General features: G+C 72.6%; 16 protein-coding genes. 4 read left to right on the top strand and 12 right to left on the bottom strand.

Going from position 1 to position 20,877, the window contains the following annotated elements; genetic code table 11:
• Positions 1-30 precede the first annotated feature (30 nt).
• The 4 genes from AB0C01_RS16430 to AB0C01_RS16415 all read right to left on the bottom strand — a co-directional run bounded on the left by AB0C01_RS16430 (position 31) and on the right by AB0C01_RS16415 (position 2,092).
• Positions 31-480, bottom strand: a complete 450-nt coding sequence (locus AB0C01_RS16430) for a hypothetical protein (protein ID WP_357571511.1) — start codon at positions 478-480, stop codon at positions 31-33.
• Positions 481-485: 5 nt separating this feature from the next.
• A complete protein-coding gene (locus AB0C01_RS16425) occupies positions 486-929 on the bottom strand; it encodes a hypothetical protein (protein WP_357571510.1) in 444 nt (147 codons plus the stop codon).
• Between the two features lie 342 nt (positions 930-1,271).
• A complete protein-coding gene (locus AB0C01_RS16420; protein ID WP_203151784.1) occupies positions 1,272-1,535 on the bottom strand; it encodes a DUF6244 family protein in 264 nt (87 codons plus the stop codon).
• Positions 1,536-1,873: 338 nt separating this feature from the next.
• On the bottom strand, positions 1,874-2,092 hold the full coding sequence (locus AB0C01_RS16415) for a winged helix-turn-helix domain-containing protein (protein WP_252418405.1): 219 nt from the start codon (positions 2,090-2,092) through the stop codon (positions 1,874-1,876).
• Between the two features lie 266 nt (positions 2,093-2,358).
• Here AB0C01_RS16415 and AB0C01_RS16410 point away from each other — a divergent pair, with 266 nt between their 5' ends.
• The 3 genes from AB0C01_RS16410 to AB0C01_RS16400 are packed head-to-tail and all read left to right on the top strand — an operon-like array spanning position 2,359 to position 3,748.
• Positions 2,359-2,580, top strand: a complete 222-nt coding sequence (locus tag AB0C01_RS16410) for a hypothetical protein (RefSeq protein ID WP_357571509.1) — start codon at positions 2,359-2,361, stop codon at positions 2,578-2,580.
• Entirely contained in the window at positions 2,577-3,293 is a 717-nt protein-coding gene (locus AB0C01_RS16405) for a hypothetical protein (protein ID WP_357571508.1), read from the top strand. The genes AB0C01_RS16410 and AB0C01_RS16405 overlap by 4 nt, the downstream gene beginning before the upstream one ends.
• Positions 3,287-3,748 carry a hypothetical protein gene (locus AB0C01_RS16400; RefSeq protein WP_357571507.1) on the top strand — a complete coding sequence of 154 codons (462 nt, stop codon included), beginning with the start codon at positions 3,287-3,289 and terminating at the stop codon, positions 3,746-3,748. Before AB0C01_RS16405 ends, AB0C01_RS16400 begins: the two co-directional genes overlap by 7 nt.
• A gap of 14 nt (positions 3,749-3,762) precedes the next feature.
• Here the strand turns inward: AB0C01_RS16400 and AB0C01_RS16395 are convergent, their stop codons facing one another.
• From AB0C01_RS16395 to AB0C01_RS16380, 4 genes are all read right to left on the bottom strand, one after another.
• On the bottom strand, positions 3,763-4,200 hold the full coding sequence (locus tag AB0C01_RS16395) for a hypothetical protein (RefSeq protein WP_357571506.1): 438 nt from the start codon (positions 4,198-4,200) through the stop codon (positions 3,763-3,765).
• Positions 4,200-5,114 carry a hypothetical protein gene (locus tag AB0C01_RS16390; protein ID WP_357251205.1) on the bottom strand — a complete coding sequence of 305 codons (915 nt, stop codon included), beginning with the start codon at positions 5,112-5,114 and terminating at the stop codon, positions 4,200-4,202. Before AB0C01_RS16390 ends, AB0C01_RS16395 begins: the two co-directional genes overlap by 1 nt.
• 2 nt (positions 5,115-5,116) lie before the next feature.
• The gene (locus AB0C01_RS16385) at positions 5,117-7,702 is read right to left on the bottom strand and encodes an FtsK/SpoIIIE domain-containing protein (protein ID WP_357571505.1); all 2,586 of its coding nucleotides are present in this window, start codon (positions 7,700-7,702) and stop codon (positions 5,117-5,119) included.
• Between the two features lie 98 nt (positions 7,703-7,800).
• A complete protein-coding gene (locus AB0C01_RS16380) occupies positions 7,801-10,497 on the bottom strand; it encodes a hypothetical protein (RefSeq protein ID WP_357571504.1) in 2,697 nt (898 codons plus the stop codon).
• Between the two features lie 170 nt (positions 10,498-10,667).
• Here AB0C01_RS16380 and AB0C01_RS16375 point away from each other — a divergent pair, with 170 nt between their 5' ends.
• Positions 10,668-12,203 carry a M1 family metallopeptidase gene (locus tag AB0C01_RS16375; protein ID WP_357251197.1) on the top strand — a complete coding sequence of 512 codons (1,536 nt, stop codon included), beginning with the start codon at positions 10,668-10,670 and terminating at the stop codon, positions 12,201-12,203.
• A 170-nt stretch (positions 12,204-12,373) separates the two neighbouring features.
• On the opposite strand, the gene AB0C01_RS16370 is transcribed toward AB0C01_RS16375, so the two are convergent.
• The 4 genes from AB0C01_RS16370 to gltB all read right to left on the bottom strand — a co-directional run bounded on the left by AB0C01_RS16370 (position 12,374) and on the right by gltB (position 20,720).
• The gene (locus AB0C01_RS16370; protein ID WP_357251195.1) at positions 12,374-12,883 is read right to left on the bottom strand and encodes a hypothetical protein; all 510 of its coding nucleotides are present in this window, start codon (positions 12,881-12,883) and stop codon (positions 12,374-12,376) included.
• 69 nt (positions 12,884-12,952) lie between these two features.
• Complete coding sequence (locus tag AB0C01_RS16365) at positions 12,953-14,332, bottom strand: MFS transporter (protein ID WP_357251192.1); 1,380 nt, start codon at positions 14,330-14,332, stop codon at positions 12,953-12,955.
• A 174-nt stretch (positions 14,333-14,506) separates the two neighbouring features.
• Complete coding sequence (locus AB0C01_RS16360) at positions 14,507-16,042, bottom strand: glutamate synthase subunit beta (protein WP_357251189.1); 1,536 nt, start codon at positions 16,040-16,042, stop codon at positions 14,507-14,509.
• Entirely contained in the window at positions 16,035-20,720 is a 4,686-nt protein-coding gene (gltB, locus tag AB0C01_RS16355) for a glutamate synthase large subunit (protein ID WP_357571558.1), read from the bottom strand. The genes AB0C01_RS16360 and gltB overlap by 8 nt, the downstream gene beginning before the upstream one ends.
• Between the last annotated feature and the right edge of the window lie 157 nt (positions 20,721-20,877).

Genomic DNA, 20,877 nt, shown 5'->3' with positions numbered 1-20,877 from the left:
GTTGCGCAGCTCAGCCGACGAACGAGTCGCCTAAATCCGGCGGGCCGGCGAATCTGCCGCTGCTGTAATTCGCTGCGTTATCGCCCGCAAGTTGTCCACGGAGAACCGCTCCGGATCGACCAGCACGTTGACGCCCACACCAGGCGCGGCAAGCCAGAACGCCTCGGCTGCACCGAGGAGGCCCGGATCTTCGCCGTGCTGGAAGTCGGTCAGTGCCCAGTCAGCGTTATCGCGCTCGTGATATTCCGCCAGGACGTCGCGAAGCTCGGCGAGGGTGCCCAGCCGGTCGCCTCGGAGCATGTGTACCCGCAAGTCGACTCGGTGGCCGTCCTCAACCTGGCGCTCCCAGACGCGCGTGGCGAAAGTGATGTCCTCCCACTCGGAGGCGAAGTCCGAAACCAGGTCGCCGACATCCGGCGGCAGATAGCCGATGCAGAAGCCGTCCAGCTCGCCGCCGTTCCGAGTGACCGGACCAGGCATGCCCGTCACCCCGCCGCCTCCATCAGTGCCTCCACCCGATCGAGATAGTCCCACCACTTCTCATCGTCCCGGCGACACGAGGACAGCAGGTTCGCGGCGACGACGAATGCCAGGATGATGACGTTCTCACTGGGGACTGCCACCGTGAATGGCTCACCCCTCATCAGCCTCATCAAGAAGTCCGCCAACTCGCGTTGGGTTGGTTGCGCCCAGGATTCTGCTTCGGCGACTTGCTCAGCCACCGCCGAAATCTGATCGTCGCTCGGCCGACCCTTATGGATGTCGACCATCAGGAAGCCGACAAGGGCAAGGGCAAGCTCGACGGTTGCGGCCGCCGTGTCGTCGTCTTTGAGGATCCGCAAGCGCTCATCGAGCTTCGCAAAATCGCGCTTCACGGCGGCATGGATCACGGCTCGCATCGCGGCTTCGGTGGAGCTATTGATCTTCACTCTGATCCCTCTCTCGGCGCCTCTTTAACCATGACTTGCCGGCGCTGACTGTGGCCGCCGTAGCCAAGAGCGTCCCGGCGACCGCCTTCGGCAGTACTGGCATGAACTCGGCGACTGTTGCCCAAGCGGCCCCACCAGCCGAAGCCCAGAAACCGACTGCTTCCGCGCTCACCCGTTCCCGCCGCCTGGCGGGTTGTTCAATGTCTCGCGCATCAGCGTCTCGGCGAGCACGAGCACCCTCTCCTCGGTTCGGAGGGTTCTGAGGCTGCCGAGGCACATGAGGACGAACGATCGGATTCACCGCTGCGGGTGGTTGGTGGATTGCGCTGCCACCACCCGTGGTCAGTTTCCCAGCGCTCGAACTTTCGCGATCGTCTCCTGCACATGCTGCTTGGCCGGGTCGCCACCCTGAGCCGCCTGCGCCAGCGCCTGACGGTACGAATCGATCATGCCGACCAGTGGACCAGCGGCTACACCTTCCAGCGCACCGGCGACGAGTGCCCGCGCCTCAGCGGCGTCCTGTGCTGCCGCCGCGGTCTTGGCCTTCGCCTCGTCCAGCTTCTGCGACGCCGCCGCCAACCTCGCGATGATCTGTGCTGCGCTCACGCGCACCTCCCCGTGATGGACCATCGCCTCCACCACCGCACCGGCGGAGACCACATGGGAGCGTACGAGATCCGCGCACTCAGCGCGACCGCGTGATCGCTCCCGGCACCAGATTGGCTACTTTACGAACGCGGCGCCGGGACGATCTTGCAGTTCGGTCATCGAGATGGGTGGAATGCACTCTAAGTCAGGGCAGTGCAACTGCAAGATCGCGGAGAGGAGCAGTCCGACCCGCCGCTTGACGAACGGCCCCTCAGCCGAACGCAACGGCGTTGGTCACTACGGGAGCAGCCCTTCTTTGAGATCAAGCCGTATGCGCGGAGATCGGCCCTACCTACTCAACGCTCCGCGACGTACACGCCCACGCCGGGCACACCGACCACGAGCCCTTCGGCCTTCAGGGTGAGCATCGCATTGCGCACGACGATCGCGGAAACGCCGTGAATCTGGCAGAGCTGCGTGGTTGAGGGCAGCTTGTCGCCGGGTGACAACTCGCCCGAGGCGATCTGCTTGCGGATGTGCTCGGCAAGCTCAACCCACTTGGGGCTTGGTGGCATGGCGGTACTCCCTGGTCAGCACCGCCATTCGACCACTCTTCACCTTGTTATCGCAAGTGATAGCTTGACTGCGATAGCTTGTTATCCTAGGCTCCGAACTGAGCGAGTTCCCTGGTCAGCACCCGAGGAGCTGGTTCGTTCCCACCGCGCAGGAAGCGCCCGGTCGGTCGGTCCCCCCGTTCGGCCGGGCGTCCCGGGGCGTGCCCGCACGCCGCCCCGACGCAGAAGCCGTGAACCGCTAGGAGACGACCCGACGGGAGCCCTTGATGCCCGATCGACCCGACGAATCCCCCACCGACCCGCCAGCCCCAGCCGAGAAACCCCACCGCCTCGTGTCCGATCAGGACGTCGAGGACGCCGACGATGTCCTCTTCGCCCACCCGCCCCGGGTGGTGCGTCGCTGGCTCTGCGAGTGCGGTGTCGACTACCCCTGTACCGACGTGCGCTTCGCCCTGCTGGTCAAGTCCAGTGCCGAGGCGCGCGAATGAGCACTGACATTCTGGACGACCTGCGTGCCGCCTGGCTGGCGACGATCTCCGCTGCCGATCGGGCCGGCGCGCAGTTACACGGAGCGGGGCCGCCCGGCCGGTGGCTGCCCTGGCAGGACGCGGTCACGGAGTGCTGGCGGGCGCTGAGCCTGGTCTACGCCGGCTTGGCCGCCGATCGGGAGTCCCCGGGAGGCTCGGTCGGGGACCTGCTCGCCGGTCTGCACGCCGCTCGGATCGACGCTGCGCGCGCTGCCGCGCTGGCCGCCCGCGTCCGCTGGCGGTTGGGCGCGACCGAGGATCGGCTGCGGCGTACCCGGGACGTGGCGGACGTGGTCGCGGCCCGGCACCTCGCGGCGGCGATCACCCGGTTGGACCTTGTCGTTGCCCGGCTCGCGGTCGGCACTTGCCGGATCGAGCGTTCGGTGGCGGCACTGACCGGAGAGCCGGCGGCACCTCCCGAGCGCCCGGTGACGACACCGACCGGGGAGCCGGCGGCATCACCCGCGCCGCCCCCGCCAACCAGCCACGACACCGACGCCGACGCCGACCACGGCAGAGCAGGCGACACCGGCAGGGCAGGCGGCACCGGCAGCGCCGACGTGATCGCCCGCGGCTGCCGGGCGGCGAGCGCGCTGGTGACCAGGCGGCATCGACTGACCAGGCCACGCCCACACCGGAGAGCACTCGCGATGATCAGGGAGCAACGATGGTGACCGACCCGCACGCGGCGCTACGCGGCCTGCTGAGTGGGCGGCTGCGCGGCCACGATCGCCGGCTAAGCCGGTTTGCCGAGTCGGACTGGCGGCGGTACGCGGACCTGCTCGCCGGTGCGCTGTTGGTGGCGGTCCGGCGGCGGTTCGTCGCGGGGCAGGATCGCTCGCCGGTGATCCGGTTCGTGGCGTCCGCCCGGGAACGCTACGACGCGACCGGGCGCGACGTCGACCCGGTGTTGGCCGAGGCGCTGGTGTGGGCGGCGCTCGGTGAGCGTCCGCCGGTGCCGCACGACGCCGCGGCGATCGTCGCGCGGACGGTGCTGCTGCTCGGCCTGCTCGAAGACGAGGGTCTCACCGACCGCGAACTCGACGACGTCCTGGTGGCCGCCGCACACGCAGCGGACGACTCCGCGCAGGGCGCGGATCGCCAGCAGGTAGGCGGGGCAGAGACCTGACCAGGGCCGCGCCCCTACAGCAGGCTCCCGTGCGACGCGATGACCGCACGCCACTCCGGCGTCCTGAGGACGCTCAGATCCTTGGCCACCACGGGCTCACCGCCGGGCGCGCACACGCCGTACACCTGGGGCGCGAGCGTCTCGATGAGGAGCTGGTCGAAGTCGAACGAGCCCTCGAAGCCGAGCCAGACCACGGTGTCGCCGGCGGCGCAGGCGACCCGCAGGCAGTGGGCCAGGTAGGGGTGCAGGAGCGGGGGCAGCTCGTCGAAGACCAGGTCGTACTCGGTGACGCAGGCGTACGGATCGTCGCGCTCGAGGGAGTACGTCAGCACCTCGATCGGCACGACGTCGCCGTCGGCGAACTCCGGCACCTCGGCCGGGACGCCCGGCACGAACACGCTGACCACCGGCTGCGCGGCGAAGCGCAGTCCAGAGGCAAGCTCAGCGGTCATCAGCGCAGGCCGCGGACCAGCAGCAGGTAGGCGCAGTAGGCCATCGGCACCAGCAGGAAACAGATCAGGAACCCGAGCGGCAGATAGCGCGGCGGGGTGCCGGCGACCATGGCGGGCCGCCCCCAACGGCCCAGCACCAGGTACCCGCCGAAGAACGCCACCGCCGGCAACCCCGCGCAGGTCCACGCACCGAGGGTGAACCCGTCGACCATCCCGACCCCGGAGGCCAGCACCAGGGCCAGCATGACCACCCCGGCGACGGCCGCGCACCCGACGTAGACGGCGACCGCCCGCGCCAGCGGCGACCACGTCGGCAGCAGCGCCGGCCGCTGGGCCAACAACTCCGCCTGCTGCCCGTGCCGGTCGGCCTCGTCGGCCATCCGCCGGGCCAACTCCAGCTCCACCACCGGGTCGACCGCCGCCGCCCGCTGCGCCGGCACCCCGGCGCCCGTCGGGCTCGCCGCCGTCGGCAACGCCAGCCGCGCCTCCCCCGCCGGCACCTGGGGGTACGCCCCAACACCCGCCCGCCCCGGCGCGCCGGCTGCGCCGTCGGATGCCCCGTCCCCGGTTCCGGCCGCGGTTAACGGGTCGGACCCGACGGCCGAGCCAGGACCGAACCCCGCAGCGGGGCCGGGGACGGAGCCGGCGGCGGGGCCGGAGCTGGGCGGCGGGCCGGGCCAGGCGGCGGTCTCGCTCGGACGACCCGGGGCGGGTCCGGCGGCCGGCTGGTCGACGCCGATCGCCTGGCCGAGTTGGTCGAGGCGCTGCCCCTGGGCGGTCAGCCGCTGGTGCAGGTAGTCGACGGCGGCGTGCAGGTCACGGCGGCGCGCGGACTCGGCGGCGGCGTGCTGCTCCCCGGCTCGGTGCTGCTCGGCGAGCTGTCGGGCCAGCGCCGCGTACTCCTCGAAGGACACGGTCACCGCTCCCCGTCCGGCTCGTCCGCCCGGCCGGCGAAGTCCGGCTCGTCCGCCCGGCCGGCGAAGTCCGGCTCGTCCCCCTCGCCGGCGAACGGGACGATCAGCCGGGTGCGCTGGTCGTGCCGGTCGATCAGCAGCGCCCGGTCGGCGCGGGGTGTGTAGGCCAGGTCGTGGGTCCCGAGGTGCAGGGCCAGCTCGCTCCCGGGCACGTTGAGCGCCACCAGGCAGGCGACGTCGTCGCGGTTCTGGGTGCCGCCGAGGTCGTCGGCGAGCCGACGCAGCCCCCGCCACCAACCGAGCAGGTGCACACCCTGCCCGGGTCCCTGGCGCAGGACTGTGCGCAGGTCGTCCAGGCCGGAGCGGAACGTGCCCGGGTCGGTGGCCCCGAGGACCGGCGCGGCGGCGTCCATCCCGAACACCACCAGGTACTCCCGACCGGCGGGCTCGGCGGCCAGCGCGGCGATCCGGTCGCGCAGCCCGGCCGCGTCGAGGCGCTGCACCGGGTGCCCGGCGGACCGCAGCAGCGTCTCGGTGTCGTCGGCGACACCGGCGGCGGAGCTGACCAGGGAGGCCAGCTGGAACCGGACGTCGCCGGGGTTGTGCTGGCGGGCCAGGCTGAGTGTCGCGGCGCGCAGCACGTCCGCGCCGGCCGGTGCGGTGCCCACCACGGCGAGGTGCCGGCCGGGGGTGGCGTCCATCAGGAACAGCGCGGTGGTGCCGTGCACGTCGACGGTCCGGCCGACCAGGGCCATCGGACGCCGGCCACCGGGACGCAACCCGGCGAACGTGGGGTCGTCCTCGACCCGCGCGGCCTCGTACCCCCGGAAGACCGCAGGTGCCCGCGAGCCCGCCGGCCGGGCCTGCCACAGGTCGTGGCGCAGCGCGGCCAGGTCCGCCGCCGCGGCGTGCGCGTCGGGGAAACGCAGCACCGTGTCGGCGCCGACCGCCCCGGCGGCGGTGTTGATGACGGCAGAGCCGATCGGCAGGGCCGCGGCTGCGGTGTTGAGCTGGTCGAGCACGCCGCCACCGCCGGGTAGCGCCACCCGCAACGCGAACTGCCCGAAGATCGCCTCGGCCCGCCCGTAGAGGGCCTCGATGCCGGTCATGCTCTGGCTGGCGAGCACCAGGTGGATGCCGTACGAGCGGCCCTTGCGGGCCAACTCCTCCAGCAGGTCCACGGAGTCCCGGGCCAGCGTGTCGTTGCCGGCGAGCAACACGTGGAACTCGTCGATGACCGCCACGATGCGCGGCAGCGGATTGTCCCGGGGCAGGTCGGCGAGTTTGGTGACGCCGTGCCGCTTCAGCGCGGTGGCCCGCCGTTGCGCCTCCCGGCGCAGCTCGCGCAGGACGGCGAGACCGTACTCGCGGTCGGATTCGATGCCGACGGCACGGGCGTGCGGCAGCCAGGACGGGTCTCGGCTGGTGGGCACGAACTCGGTGAAGCTCACGCCCTCCTTGAAGTCGAGCAGGTAGAGCTGCAACTCGGCCGGGGAGTAGCGGGCCGCCAGTCCGTAGAGGACGTCGAGCAGGAAGACGGTCTTGCCGGCGCCGGTGCGACCACCGACCAGCCAGTGCGGGGTGGCGTCGTCGAAGGCCAACGTCAGCGCGGTGCCGCCGGCCCGGCCGATCACCGTGCGCAGGCCGTTGCCTGCGGACTCGACCCAGCGCCGCTCGGGCAGCAGGTCGGTGAAGGGCAACGCGTCGGAGCGGCGGGCGGCGGCGGCCAGGTGTTCGGCGAGCGCGCGTACCGACGCGGAGGGCGGGTCACCGTCGAGCAGTACGGGAGCGGCGAGACCGGAGCCGTCGGCGCTGAACGGGGTGCCGGGCGGGTCGCCGACGTAGGCGTACCCCTGGTCGAGCCGGACCGCGGTGGTGCCGCCCAGCGGCGTCGGGGTCTCGCCGGGCAGCCGGGACGGGTGGCCGGCGAGCAGCACGCACACGGCGGCGGCCGGGCCGGCGTGGGTGAGCGCGGCGAGCCGGGCCAGCTCGCGCGGCGGCGGCGCGGCGGTGGCCACCACCACCAGCAGGTGCCGGGCGGCGGACTGGGCGTGCTGCGCGGCGCGGGCGTGCCGCTCGGCGGCGTCCAGCAGCGCGGCCACCTCGGCCTCGGCGGTGGCCGGCGGGTCGAGCACCCCGGCGTCGAGCAGTGGTCGCAGCGGGCCGAAGGTCGCGCCGAGCGCGGCGGTGTCGATCCCGGCGACGCGGACCTGACCGGGCGGCGCGGTAGCGACCAGCCGTAGCACCAGCGCCCGCAGCAGCCCGGCGACCCGCGGGTCCCGGGCGTCGGTGTCCAGGGCCAAATGGTGGCCGCCGCCCAGCGGGACCAGCACCGGAAACCCGCCGTCCGAGGTGGACGCCTCGCCGATCCGTACCGCGGTCGGTTCGTCCATCAGCGGGGTGACGCCCGGTGCGGGGGTGGCCAGGGCGCCGCCGAGGCGGGCGAGGCGGGCGACCAGCGCGTCGACGCCGGCCGGGGCGACGGTAGCCGGTGCGGTGCCGAGCGCGTTCCGGGCGGCGTCGAGGTGCGCTCGGGCCGCCCGGTGGGAGTTGATCGCCTGCCCGTACGCCGACGCGAGCCTGCCCACCCTCTGCCCCCAACGCCGACGGCCGTCTGGTCCCAGGAACCCTAACGGACGGCGGTGGCACCCGGACAGTCCTGCGAGGACGTGTCCCGCCGGACCCGTCAGGCAGGGCCGCACGGCACGGGGTCGGGCGCGTCGGCCAGCCCGCAGCGGAACACCTCCACCGGCGCGGTCGCCACCTGCGGCACCTGCTCGACCCGGAGCAGGGCCAGCCGTTTGTCGACCGGCTCGCCCGACTCGGGCGTGAACCGGATCAGCCCGGCCACCCCCCGGTAGCCCTGGCCAGCGTTCTGCCGGAGCACCTCCGCGTGCACGGCGACCGGGTTGACCGACGTCGGCTCCCACCGTTGTCGCGGGTCGGCGTGGTGCAGCCGGGCGGCGAGGCTCTCCACCGCCCGGATCATCATCATCGCCGCGTCGTAGGCGAGGCTGACCCGCTCGCCGACCTGGTGCCCGGAGTCCGGCCGGCAGCGCGGCGGATCCAGCAGGTCGTCGGCCTGGATCCAGGACAGGAAACTGGCTCGGGCGTCGTCGCGGCGCTCCTCGGCGACCCGCAGCGCGGCGCAGGTGGCCAGGGATGCCTTGGAGACGTACGTGACCGGCAGGTTGCCGGGGGCCGCGGCGCGCAGCCCCGGGTTGGCCATGTAGCGGTTGACCGAGTCGTCGGCGACGAGGTGCCGGGGCGGGTTGCCGCCGCACTCGCGCAGCGCCCGCAGGAAACCGTCGAACTCCGACCAGCGACCCGCGTAGAAGAGCAGCCCGGGGTAGCCGCACTCGTCGACCAGCCGCTCACCGGTGCGCCACTCGTCGAGCCGGGTCATCCGGGCGCCGAACCGCTGCCGCAGCCCGTCGACGAGGGTGCCCACGTAGAGGTCCTCGGTGAGCGTGCTGCCCTCCAACGTCGTGTAGTAGACGTGCGCCTCGTCGACCTTGAGCACCTGCTGGGCGTAGGCGTCGACCATCTCCACCTGATCGGTGTTGGACGCGGAGATCTGCAGGTAGAGGCGGGAGTTGGCGTCCATCCGGTCGGCGGAGAGCGTGGGTGCCAGCACCGGCAGCCCGACCTTGTTCAGCTCGCGCAGCGCTCGGGCGGTGCTCGTCCGGCTCTCCACCAGGCCGACCACCCCGACCACCGTGGGGTCGTCCGAGGCCAGCTCGGCCAGCATCGACACGGCCCGGTCGGCGTAGATCATCTGCCGGCCGCCGTTGGCCACGACGATCCGCAGCAGCGCGGCACCGTCGGCGCCGGCCGACTCCTTCAGCAACGCGTACTGGGCGGTCGCCATCCCCTCCAGTTCCTCCCGTTCGGAGACGTACGACTCCTCGTCGGCGCGGGTCCGGTTGCCGGTGAGCGTGCCCAGGTAGACCAGGGTCAGGAAGGGCCGGCGTCGGTCGCTGCGCTGCCAGACCTCCTCGGCGGCGCGGTTCTGCGCGAAGATGCGCCGCTGGATCTTTCGCAGACCCTCCTGACCGGGGTCGTCGTTGAACACCTGCGCGGCGCTGTCGCTGTAGCCGACACACTCGCCGCTGGCGACCACCTCGACCGAGACCCGACCGCCGGTCAGCGACGGGTGACACCCCGGCGCCCACCGGCTGCCCGCCCACACACCGAGCGCCGCCACCAGCACCAGGCACAGCGCCGCCGGCAGGAAGCGCCGCGACCACCAGGGCGGGTCGGGCGCGGAGAACGGTCGCATGCCGCCACGCGACGGCGGGCCGGTGTCGGAGTCGTCGGGGCGCAACGCCACCAGCCAGGCGGCCGGGCGGCGCAGCCGCCGCATCTCCGGCAGCGCCTCAGCCCACTCGTCGTACGCCTCGTCGGCCTCGGTCAGCGGGTGCGGCTCGGGCAGTTCCGGCGGTGGTTGCCCGCCGGACACGACGATGAGCAGCGGGTCGTTGCGGCCCGTTTCGGTGCGGACGTCGCCGATCAGGCGGACCAGTTCGCCGCCGACGTTGCCGGGGGCGACGTGGTCGAGCAGCAGCGCCGGGTACGCGGTGCGCCGCCAGTCCGACGGACGCCACGGCCGACGCCGGTACGCCTGCCGCAGGTCCTCCAGGAACGCGTGCAGCAGCAGTTTGTTGACCTGGTCGGGTTGCTCGCCGTCGCGCCACCCGGCGGTGAGGCGTTCGGCGAAGCCGAGGAACGTGACCGACTGCCGGGGCGCCAGGTACTGCTGGCGCATGAACCAGTTGTAGTGCCGCCCGATGACCGGCACCCGGCCGGAGACGGCGGCCCGGAAGACCACGCTCGGCACGGCGCGGCGGACCAGCCAGAGCAGCACCTGCGAGACGATGCTGACCGCGTCACCACCGGAGGGCAGCGCCTCGGGGGTACGCGTGCCCCGGCGATCCCGCAGCCGGCGTACCAGGGCCGCCCTGCTGTCGTCGGCGTCGACGCCGAAGCTGAGGCTCTGGTGCATCAGCCAGTCCGCGAGCGGGTAGTGCCGGAAGCGCAGCCGGGCGGCGCCGAACGCCTCCAGGGAGAGCTGTCGGTGCAGTTCGCGCAGCAGCGCCGGCACGTCCCCGGCGCCCGGCGGCGCGTCGGCGTCCAGCACGGCGTGCGGCACCCGCCGCCGGGGCCCCTGACCGAGGAATCGGCGCAGCGGCACCATCAGATCCGAGGTGTCGGAACGGACCAGCCAGAGCAGTGGCAGTCTCCGGTCACCGCGGCGGGGTCGCCGCAGCAGCCGTGCGAGCAGCGCGAAGAATTCCAGCCCACCGGCCGGCAGCCGGTCCCGACCTCCGGGCGACTGTCGCTGGCCGATCAACTCCCGCTTGGGCACCTCGGACCGCGGCACGCGTCACCTCCGATCCACACAGTGTGACCTTGCGGCGCAAGGCACGCCAGTGACCGGTGGCCGACCGTCCACCGGGGACGGCGACGGCAGGTCGGGCGCGGCAGGCCGGCGACGCTCACGGTTGTCTATTAGGTTGGCGTGGCGAACACCCGATGGAGGGAGTCCACCCCGTGCGACGAATGTTCACGGCGGCCACCGCCGCCCTGACCCTCACCACCGCCGGCACCATGCTCGCCGGCACCCCCGCCCAGGCCGCCCCGACCGGTTGGGGCCGACCCGTCGTCACCGCCGCGCCGCAACCCGGCGCACCCGGCCTGGGCGACAGCTACTTTCCCGACTACGGCAACGGTGGCTACGACGTCGAGCACTACGACGTCCGGCTGCGCTACGACCCGGCGTCCGACCAGCTCAGTGGCACCACCACGATCCTCGCCACGGCGACGCAGGACCTCTCGGCGTTCAACCTGGACTTCCTGCTCGACGTCGAGTCGGTGCGGGTCAACGGGTGGGCGGCGAGCACCAGCACGGCGGGCGCCCACGAGCTGGTGGTCACCCCGACCCGCACGGTGACCCGGGGCCAGCAGCTCACCATCGTGGTGCGCTACGCCGGCGTCCCGTCGGAGACCCTGGTCGGCGGCTACACCGGGTGGACCCGGACCGACGACGGGGCGATGGCGGTCAACGAGCCCGAGTCGGCGTGGTGGTGGTTCCCGAGCAACGACCACCCCCTGGACAAGGCCACCTTCGACATCTCCGTGTCGGTGCCCACCGGCGTCGAGGTGATCAGCAACGGCGTGCAGCCGCGGCCGCCGGCCGCCGAGGCCGGCAACCGCACCCGCTGGATCTGGCGGACCACCTCCCCCACCGCCCCCTACCTGGCCTTCCTGGCCATCGGGCAGTACGACATCGTCACCGACACCACCCCCGGCGGTCAGCCGGTGGTCAACGCGTACAGCACCTCGCTGGGTGCGCTCGGTCCGGCCGCACGGGCCAGCATCGAGCGGACCGCCGAGATCGTCGACTGGGAGAGCGGGATCTTCGGCCCGTACCCGTTCGAGGCGCAGGGCGGCGTGGCCGGTCCGGTGGACGGCATCGGCTTCGCGCTGGAGACCCAGACCCGACCGGTGTACGGGCCGGGCTTCTGGCGGCGCGGCGCCAACACGTACGTGGTGACGCACGAGCTCGCGCACCAGTGGTTCGGTGACTCGGTCTCGGTGGCCGACTGGCGCAACATCTGGCTCAACGAGGGATTCGCCTCGTACGCCGAGTGGCTCTGGTCCGAGGAGCAGGGCGAGGGCACCGCGCAGGAGGTGTTCGACTTCGCCTACGCCAGTTACCCGGCCGACGACGAGTTCTGGCAGGTGCTGCCCGGTGACCCGGGCGCGGCCCGGATCTTCGACAACGCCGTCTACGACCGGGGCGCGATGACCCTGCACCAGCTGCGGCTGGCCGTCGGCGACGACGCGTTCTTCGAGATCCTGCCGGCCTGGACCGCCGAGCACCGGTACGGCAACGGCACCATCGAGCAGTTCCAGGCACTCGCCGAACAGATCTCCGGGCTGGACCTGGACGACCTGTTCACCACCTGGCTGTTCACCGCCGGCCGACCCGACGTGGCCACCACCGCACGAAAGGCCACCGCCGCGCCGACCGCACCGAAGTCCTGGGCCAAGATCAGCGAGTCCCACGACCTGCTGTCGCACTAGAGGCAGACCAGGCACCGACCGGAAGGGCCGTCGCTGACGCGGCGGCCCTTCCGTCGGTCCACGGTGGTCCTGCCGGGTAGAGGCGGCCGCCACCAGTACCGCGCCCCGAGCCGGCGCCGGCAGCAGCAGGGGTGACGGCGGCGCAAGACGACGGGCGGGGAGCCCGCGGCTCAGGACGTCGGCGTCACCGCACCGGCGGTGCTCGCCTCGATGGCGCGGATGTGCCGGTAGGCGAACCAGAGCGGCGGGAACGCGCCGACCGCGAAGGACAGGTCGATGAGCGTCCAGAACCAGGGGATGTCCCGGATCGGGCCGCAGATCACCGCCAGTGGAACGATGCCCGCGCAGGCGATCATGCCGACCTGCACGACCCAGACGTTGCGCACCGGGTCACGCAGCGGCCCCCAGAACGCCACCGCCAGCACCAGGTGGGCGAACGCCAGCCAGTCGGTGCCGTAGAGCAGGAACGGGTAGTCCTCGTCGGCCGTCACCAGCCCGGTGTGCACCCGCTCGATCCAGTCGACCAGGGCGGGAAGCTGGTCGGAGAGCGGGTCCAGTACGCGCAGCAGCCAGCGCACCTCGATCTCCAGCGGAAATGCGGTGGCACCGCTCAGGAAGAGCCCGATCAGCACGATCCACAGCCACCGACGGGTCCGTCGCAGCCGCTCCTCGATGTCCATGATCGCAGCGTAACGATGATCTTCGTGTCGTCCTGTCCCGTGCGCGGGCCACCGGGGGTGACCGCTGTCTCAGCGACGCGCCGCCGGTCCGGCCGTGGCCAACTCCCCGAGCCGGGACGCGCCCAGCCCCACGCCGGCGGGCGCGATGACACACACCGCCCCGGCGGGTCGGACGATGCGGGCGGCCCGGAACGCCACTCGCCGTACCGGATGACGAGGCCGTGGCGCGACCAGCGCGAGGGCCGCGCGGGCGTGCTGGCGGTCCAGGGCGACAGCCGCCGCCACCGTTGCGATCGCCGCGGTGGACCCGGCGAGCACGAGCGTCTGGCGCGGCCCGGCATGTTCGGCGAGCCAGCCGAGCAGCGGAGCACCGACCGCGGCCGAGACCGAGCCGGTGACCGCCAGCGCGGCGAGCACCCGGCCCCGCATCGCGCCGTCGGTGTCGAGTTGGGCGCGGGTGCCGACGGTGGTGTCGATGACCACCGCGGCGGCGGCGATCGGCAGGATCATCGCGGCGAAGCTCCAGGTCCCCGGTGCCAGGCCGGCGACGATCTCCAGCCCGCTGGCGAACAGACCCGCGGCGACCAGGGTCCGGTAGCCCAGGGAACCTCGGCGGGCCGCGACGAGCGCGCCCAGCACGGTCCCGACCGCGAACACGGTCGACAGGACACCGTAGCCGGACGCACCGGCGTGCAGTGGCCCGTCGCTCATCGCGGCCATCGTCACCTGGTAGTTGCGGCCCAGGCTGCCGAGTACGAACGCCAGGGCGAGCGCGAGCAGCAGCACCGGCTGCCCGCGCAGGTACGCGAAGCCGGCGCGGACGCCGTCGTGGGTTCGGCCGGTCGCCGTCAGCGTCGGTGGGGTTCCCGGACGTACCGCGAACAGCGCCACCACCACGGCGGCGAAGCTCGCCGCGTTGATGCCGAACAGCAGGGCGGGTCCGACGGCGGCCACCACGACGGCCCCGAGGCTCATGCCGAGGATGCGCCCGGCGGAGTTGGTGAGGGACCCGAGCGCCAGGGCGTTGCCGAGCGTCTCCCGGTCGACGAGGGTGGCGGCCCACCGCCCCATCACCGGGCCCTCGATCGCGGACACGGCACCGGTGCCCAGGGAGATCGCGAAGATCAGCGGCAGGCCGCCGACCCCGGTCAGGGCGACCGCCGCCAGTCCGGCGGCGAGCGTCGCGTGGGCCACCTGGGCGGCGATCAGCAGCGGACGGGCGGGCAGGCGGTCGGCCAGCACACCGCCCCAGACGCTGAGCAGCAGCGTGGGCGCCGCCTGGAGCAGCACGGCGAAGCCCATGGACGTCGCGGAGCCGGTTTCCTTCAGGACGTACCAGTTGACGCCGAGGACCTGCATCCAGGTGCCGATGACGGAGACAAAACCGGCGAGCGCCCAGATCCGGTAGTTGCGGTGGCGCAGCGCGGCGAAGGTGGCACCTCTGGCCACGACGGACCTCCAGCGATCGGCAGCATGATCATTCATGCCGATCGCAGTGCGGTTCGGCAGCCGGCAAGTCTTGCCGGCCTAAACCTCTTTGCCCACCTTTGTGAGTGGCTTCACCAGCGGGAATGCCCGGCCGGTGCGGCGGCAGAACCGCCCCACCGACCGGACGCCCGCACCTCAGCGAACGGCGAGAGCCTGCGCGGCCGGACCCACCGGGGCCGGCAGCGTACCGACACCGCCCAGATAGCCGTGGATGGCGGCGGCCGCCGCCCGCCCCTCGGCGATGGCCCAGACGATCAGCGACGCGCCCCGGTGCATGTCACCGGCCACGAACACCCCGTCGGAGTCGGTCTGCCAGTCGTCGCGGGCGTCGACGGCGCCCCGGGGATTGCGGGTCACGCCGAACTGGGCCAGCAACGGCTGCTGCTCGGTGCCCTCGAAGCCGATCGCCAGCAGCACCAGGTCGGCCGGCAGCTCCCGCTCGGAGCCCGGCACCACGGTGACGACCCGCCGGCCGTCGCGCTTCTCCACGGTCACCTCGGCGATCCGCACCGCTCGCACCTGGCCGGTGCCGTCGTCCACGAACTCCTGCACCGCGACGGCGAAGACCCGCTCGCCACCCTCCTCGTGCGCCGGGTAGCTGCGCAGCACCCACGGCCAGGTCGGCCACGGGTCCCGTGCCTCGTCGCGCCCCTGCGGCGGCTGCGGGTACAGGTCGAGCTGGTGCACGCCAGCGGCGCCCTGCCGGTGCGCCACGCCCAGACAGTCGGCCGCGGTGTCACCGCCACCGATGATCACCACGTGCTTGCCGGCCGCGTCGATCGGGGTGCCGTCCGGCAGCAGCGCACGCGCCGGCCGGCCCTCGCCGGTGGCCGGGACGCCCGGCTCGCCGGTGGCCGCGGTGGCGACCGCGCGATTCGCCGCGACGAGATGCGCCATGGCCTGGTGTACGCCCCGCAGCGCCCGTCCCGGAGTCTCCGGCGTGTCCCGCCCCTGCAACGCACCAGCGGCCAGCAGCACCGCGTCATGCTCGGCGCGCAGCTGCTCGGCGGTGACGTCCACCCCGACGTTCACCCCGGTGCGGAAGCGCACCCCCTCGGCGGCGAGCTGGGCCAGCCGGGCGTCGATGTGCCGCTTCTCCAACTTGAAGTCGGGAATGCCGTACCGCAGCAGGCCCCCGATCGCGTCGTCCCGCTCGTACACGGTCACCGCGTGACCCGCGCGGGCCAGCTGCTGGGCGGCGGCCAGGCCGGCCGGCCCGGAACCGACGACGGCGACCGACCGACCGGACGGCGCCGGCACCGGCCGAGGGACGAACCCGCGCGCCGCGGCGGCGTCGGCGATCTCCACCTCGACCTGCTTGATGGTCACCGGCTGCCCGCCGGAGATGCCGAGCACGCAGGCCGCCTCGCAGGGCGCCGGGCAGAGCCGGCCGGTGAACTCCGGGAAGTTGTTGGTGGCGTGCAGCGACTCCACCGCGGCGTCCCAGTTGCCGGTGCGGACCAGGTCGTTCCAGTCCGGGATGCGGTTGCCCAGTGGGCATCCGTCGTGGCAGAACGGGATGCCGCAGTCCATGCAGCGGGTGGCCTGCTCACGGACCAGCTCCTCGCCGGCCGGCGGGTACACCTCGCGCCAGTCGCTGATCCGCACCGGCACCGGGCGGCGGGCCGGCAGACGCCGGTCGTAGCGCAGGAAACCGTTCGGGTCAGGCACGTGCCACCTCCTGGGCCGCCACCCGCGGGGCGGGCGGCACCGGCGCGGCGGACGGCACGCTGAGCGCGCTCATCACCGCGTCGTCGACGTCGCGGCCGGCGGCTTCGGCGGCCTTCATGATCTCCAGCACCCGGCGGTAGTCGCGGGGTACCACCGCGGTGAACTCGGCCACCGCCTCCGGCCAGCGCTTGAGCAACTCCTCGGCGACCGACGAGCCGGTCTCGGCCACATGCCGCTGGACCAGCTCGTGCAGCAGTGACTGCTCCTGCTCGCCCAGCGGCGCCAGGTCGACCATCTCCCCGTTGACCCGCGAACGATCCAGGTGGAGCACGTACGCCGTGCCGCCGGACATGCCGGCCGCGAAGTTCCGGCCGGTCGCGCCGAGCACCACCACCGTGCCGCCGGTCATGTACTCGCAGCCGTGGTCGCCGACACCCTCGACCACGGCGATCGCGCCGGAGTTACGGACCGCGAACCGCTCCCCCACCCGGCCACGAAGGAAGACCTCGCCCGCCGTGGCCCCGTACAGGATGGTGTTGCCGGCGATGATCTGATCCTCGGCCCGCTGCCCCGGCGCGGCGTCCGGGTCGAGGAACGGCGCGGCGGCGTCCGGACGGACGACGAGCCGGCCCCCGGAGAGGCCCTTGCCCACGTAGTCGTTGGCGTCGCCGTGCAGGCGCAGGGTCACCCCGCGCGGCAGGAACGCGCCGAACGACTGCCCAGCCGTGCCGTGCAGCACGAACTCGATGGTGTCCTCGGGAAGGCCGGCGCCGCCGAAACGACGGGTCACCTCGCCGCCGAGCATCGCGCCGACGCTGCGGTGCTCGTTGCGCACCGCCACCTCGACCCGCACCGGCGCCCCGTCCGTCAGAGCCGGACGGGCCAGCGCGATCAGCTCGTTGTCGAGCGCCTGCTCCAGGCCGCGGTCCTGCGCGCGGACCCCGCGTCGGGCCGCACCGGCGGGCAGCTCCGGCAGGTGCAGGACGGGCGCCAGGTCCAACCCGTGCGCCTTCCAGTGCGTCAGCGCCGGGGCCACGTCGAGCACCTCGGACTGCCCGATCGCCTCCTCGATCGACCGGAAACCCAGCTCGGCCAGGTAACCCCGGACCTCCTCGGCGAGGAAGAGGAAGAAGTTCTCCACGAACTCCGGCTTGCCGGTGAACCGCTCCCGCAGCACCGGGTTCTGGGTGGCGATGCCGACCGGGCAGGTGTCCAGGTGACACACCCGCATCATCACGCAGCCCTCGACGATCAGCGGCGCGGTCGCGAAGCCGAACTCCTCCGCGCCGAGCAGCGCCGCGACCAGCACGTCCCGGCCGGTCTTGAGCTGGCCGTCGACCTGCACGGTGACCCGGTCCCGCAGCTTGTTGAGCAGCAACGTCTGCTGCGCCTCGGCCAACCCCAACTCCCAGGGGGTGCCGGCGTGCTTGAGCGAGTTCATCGGGGAGGCGCCCGTGCCGCCGTCGTGGCCGGAGATCAGGATGACGTCCGCCTTGAGCTTCGCCACGCCGGCCGCGACGGTGCCGACACCGAACTCGCTGACCAGCTTGACGTGCACCCGAGCCGCCGGGTTGACGCACTTGAGGTCGTGCACCAGCTGGGCGAGGTCCTCGATGGAGTAGATGTCGTGGTGCGGCGGCGGGGAGATCAGACCCACGCCGGGCGTGGCGTGCCGGGTGCGGGCGATCCACGGCCAGACCTTGTTGCCGGGCAGCTGACCGCCCTCACCGGGCTTGGCGCCCTGGGCCATCTTGATCTGGAGGTCGTCCGCGTTGACCAGGTATTCGCTGGTCACCCCGAACCGGCCGCTGGCGATCTGCTTGACCGCCGAGCGGCGCCTCGGGTCGTGCAGTCGGTCGACGTCCTCGCCGCCCTCACCGGTGTTGGACTTTCCGCCGAGGCGGTTCATCGCGATGGCGAGCGTCTCGTGCGCCTCCGCCGAGATCGACCCGTACGACATGGCGCCGGTGGCGAAGCGCTTGACGATCTCGGTGGCCGGCTCGACCTCCTCGATCGGCACCGCCGGGCGCAGCCCGGTACGCAGGGTGAACAACCCCCGCAACGAGCCGGCCTGCGCGGCGAGCGCGTCGACCTTCGCGGTGTACTGCCGGAAGACGTCGTACTGCCGGCTGCGGGTGGCGTGCTGCAACAGGAAGACCGTCTCCGGGTTGAACAGGTGCAGCTCACCCTCGCGGCGCCACTGGTACTCGCCGCCGACCTCCAGTCGGGCGGAGGCCGCGGTGCCGGCCGGGGGCCAGGCCAGCGCGTGCCGTGCCGCGACCTCGGTGTGTACGCCCGCCAGGCCGACCCCGCCGATCCGGCTGGGGGTGCCCCGGAAATAGCGCTCGACCAGCCGGGTTTCCAGGCCGACCGCCTCGAAGACCTGCGCGCCGCAGTAGGACGAGACCGTCGAGATGCCCATCTTCGACATGATCTTCAAAACGCCCTTGCCGAGCGCCTTGGCGTAGTTGCGCACCGCGGCGGCTGGTTCCACCCCGACGAGCGCGCCGGTGGCGATCATGTCCTCGACGGACTCGAACGCCAGGTACGGGTTGACCGCCGCCGCGCCGTAGCCGATCAGGACCGCCGCGTGGTGCACCTCCCGGCAGTCGCCGGACTCCACGATCAGCGCCGCCTGGGTGCGGGTCTGCTCCCGCACCAGGTGCTGGTGCACGGCGGCGGTGAGCAGCAACGACGGGATCGGCGCCAGGTCGGCGTTGGAGTCCCGGTCGGAGAGCACCAGGATGCGGACGCCGTCCTCGATGGCCTCGGAGACGTGCCGGCAGATCTCGGTCAGCCGTGCCTTGATCCCGACGGCGCCCTCCCGGATGCGGTACAGGCCGGACACCCGGACCGCCTTGAAGCCGGGCAGGTCGCCGTCCTCGTCGATGGAGAGGATCTTGGCCAGCTCGTCGTTGTCGATCACCGGGTGCGGCAGCACGATCTGCCGACAGCTCGCCGCGCCCGGGTCGAGCAGGTTGCCCTCCGGCCCGATCGTCGACGCCAGGCTGGTCACCAACTCCTCGCGGATGGCGTCCAGCGGCGGGTTGGTGACCTGGGCGAAGAGCTGATGGAAGTAGTCGTAGAGCAGCCGCGGCCGGGTGGACAACGGCGAGATCGGGGTGTCCGTGCCCATCGAGCCGAGCGGCTCGGCGCCGGTACGGGCCATCGGCGCGAGCAGGATCTTCAGCTCCTCCTCGGTGTAGCCGAAGGTCTGCTGCCGGCGGCGCACCGAGTCGTGGGTGTAGACGGTGTGCGCGCGGGGAGGCAGGTCGCCCAACTCGATCAGCCCGGCGTGCAGCCACTCGCCGTACGGCTGGGCGGCGGCCAACTCGGACTTGATCTCCTCGTCGTGCACGATCCGGCCGGCCACGGTGTCGACCAGGAACATCCGGCCTGGCTGGAGCCGCCCCTTCGCGACCACGTGCGCCGGGTCGAGGTCGAGCACGCCCGCCTCGGAGCCGAGCACCACGAGCCCGTCGTCGGTCTGCCACCAGCGCCCCGGGCGCAAGCCGTTGCGGTCCAGCACCGCGCCGACGATCTCGCCGTCGGTGAAGGCCACCGAGGCCGGCCCGTCCCACGGCTCCATGAGGCTGGCGTGGAAGCGGTAGAAGGCACGCTTGGCCGGCTCCATGCCCGGGTCGTTCTCCCAGGCCTCGGGGATCATCATGAGCACCGCGTGCGGCAGACTCCGCCCGGCCAGGTGCAGCAACTCCAGGACCTCGTCGAAGTTCGCCGAGTCGGAGGCGGCGGGGGTGCAGACCGGGAAGACCCGCCGGATGTTGCCCGGCACGTTCGGCGAGCGCAGGAGCGCCTCGCGGGCCTGCATCCAGTTGCGGTTGCCCCGGATGGTGTTGATCTCACCGTTGTGGGCGATGAACCGGTACGGGTGCGCCAGCGGCCAGGACGGGAACGTGTTGGTGGAGAAGCGGGAGTGCACGAGCGCGATGGCGCTGTCCACCCGCTCGTCGCGCAGGTCCGGGTAGAACGCCGGCAACTGGTCGGGGGTGAGCATTCCCTTGTAGACCATCGTCCGGCTGGACAGCGACGGGAAGTACGCCGGCACGCCCCGCTCAGCGGTCTCCCGTTCGGCCTGCTTGCGCAGGCAGAACGCCACCCGGTCCAGCTCGATGCCGCTCAGCGCGTCACCGGCCGGGCCGGCCGGTGAGCCGGTGAGCCGGCGCGCGGCCACGAAGACCTGCCGGACCCGGGGCATCGCCGCCAGGGCGCTCTCGCCGAGCCCTTCCGGGGCGATCGGCACCTCCCGCCAGCCGAGCACCTCGGCACCCTCGACCAGCGCGTACTTCTCGACCACCTGCCGGGCACGCGCCTCGCCGGCGTCGTCGTCGGGGAGGAAGACCAGCCCGGTGGCGTACTCGCCCGCCGGGGGTAGCGCCACGTCGGCCGCCGCGCGCAGGAACGTGTCCGGCACCTGGATCATGATGCCCGCGCCGTCGCCGGTGTTGGGCTCCGCGCCCCGGGCACCCCTGTGGTCCAGACGGCAGAGCGCGCCGAGCCCGTTGGCGACGACCGCGTGGGAACGGCGACCGTGCAGGTCTGCCACGAAGGCCACCCCGCAGGCGTCGTGCTCCTGCACCGGGTCGTAGAGGCCCTGGGCGGACGGGCGGGTGCCGGGCATCGGGGACGCCTGCGGGCTGTGCGGGTGCGGCTGTGTCATTTCCGCGTACGGCTGAGCCACCGGGCCTCCTGTCGTCACTCAGGTTGATCATGCAGGGGACGACGTCGGCCCGTGGGTCTATTGAGTCTACGTTAGGGCCCGGCTCGCACAGCCACCTGAGATTGATCACACCGTCCACAGGCTGGGACGTGTAGTC

Source organism: Micromonospora sp. NPDC048905 (genome assembly GCF_040649655.1).
Taxonomy (GTDB): domain Bacteria; phylum Actinomycetota; class Actinomycetes; order Mycobacteriales; family Micromonosporaceae; genus Micromonospora.
Note: the sequence above shows the minus strand (reverse complement) of the source record. Positions and strands in the feature narration are given on the sequence as shown.

Excerpts from the sequence above, each read along its gene's own strand:
- gltB (WP_357571558.1), bottom strand. The coding sequence starts at position 20,720 with ATGACACAGCCGCACCCGCACAGCCCGCAGGCGTCCCCGATGCCCGGC.
- AB0C01_RS16410 (WP_357571509.1), top strand. The coding sequence starts at position 2,359 with ATGCCCGATCGACCCGACGAATCCCCCACCGACCCGCCAGCCCCAGCC.
- AB0C01_RS16430 (WP_357571511.1), bottom strand. The coding sequence starts at position 480 with ATGCCTGGTCCGGTCACTCGGAACGGCGGCGAGCTGGACGGCTTCTGC.
- AB0C01_RS16400 (WP_357571507.1), top strand. The coding sequence starts at position 3,287 with ATGGTGACCGACCCGCACGCGGCGCTACGCGGCCTGCTGAGTGGGCGG.
- AB0C01_RS16370 (WP_357251195.1), bottom strand. The coding sequence starts at position 12,883 with ATGGACATCGAGGAGCGGCTGCGACGGACCCGTCGGTGGCTGTGGATC.
- AB0C01_RS16395 (WP_357571506.1), bottom strand. The coding sequence starts at position 4,200 with ATGACCGCTGAGCTTGCCTCTGGACTGCGCTTCGCCGCGCAGCCGGTG.
- AB0C01_RS16405 (WP_357571508.1), top strand. The coding sequence starts at position 2,577 with ATGAGCACTGACATTCTGGACGACCTGCGTGCCGCCTGGCTGGCGACG.
- AB0C01_RS16415 (WP_252418405.1), bottom strand. The coding sequence starts at position 2,092 with ATGCCACCAAGCCCCAAGTGGGTTGAGCTTGCCGAGCACATCCGCAAG.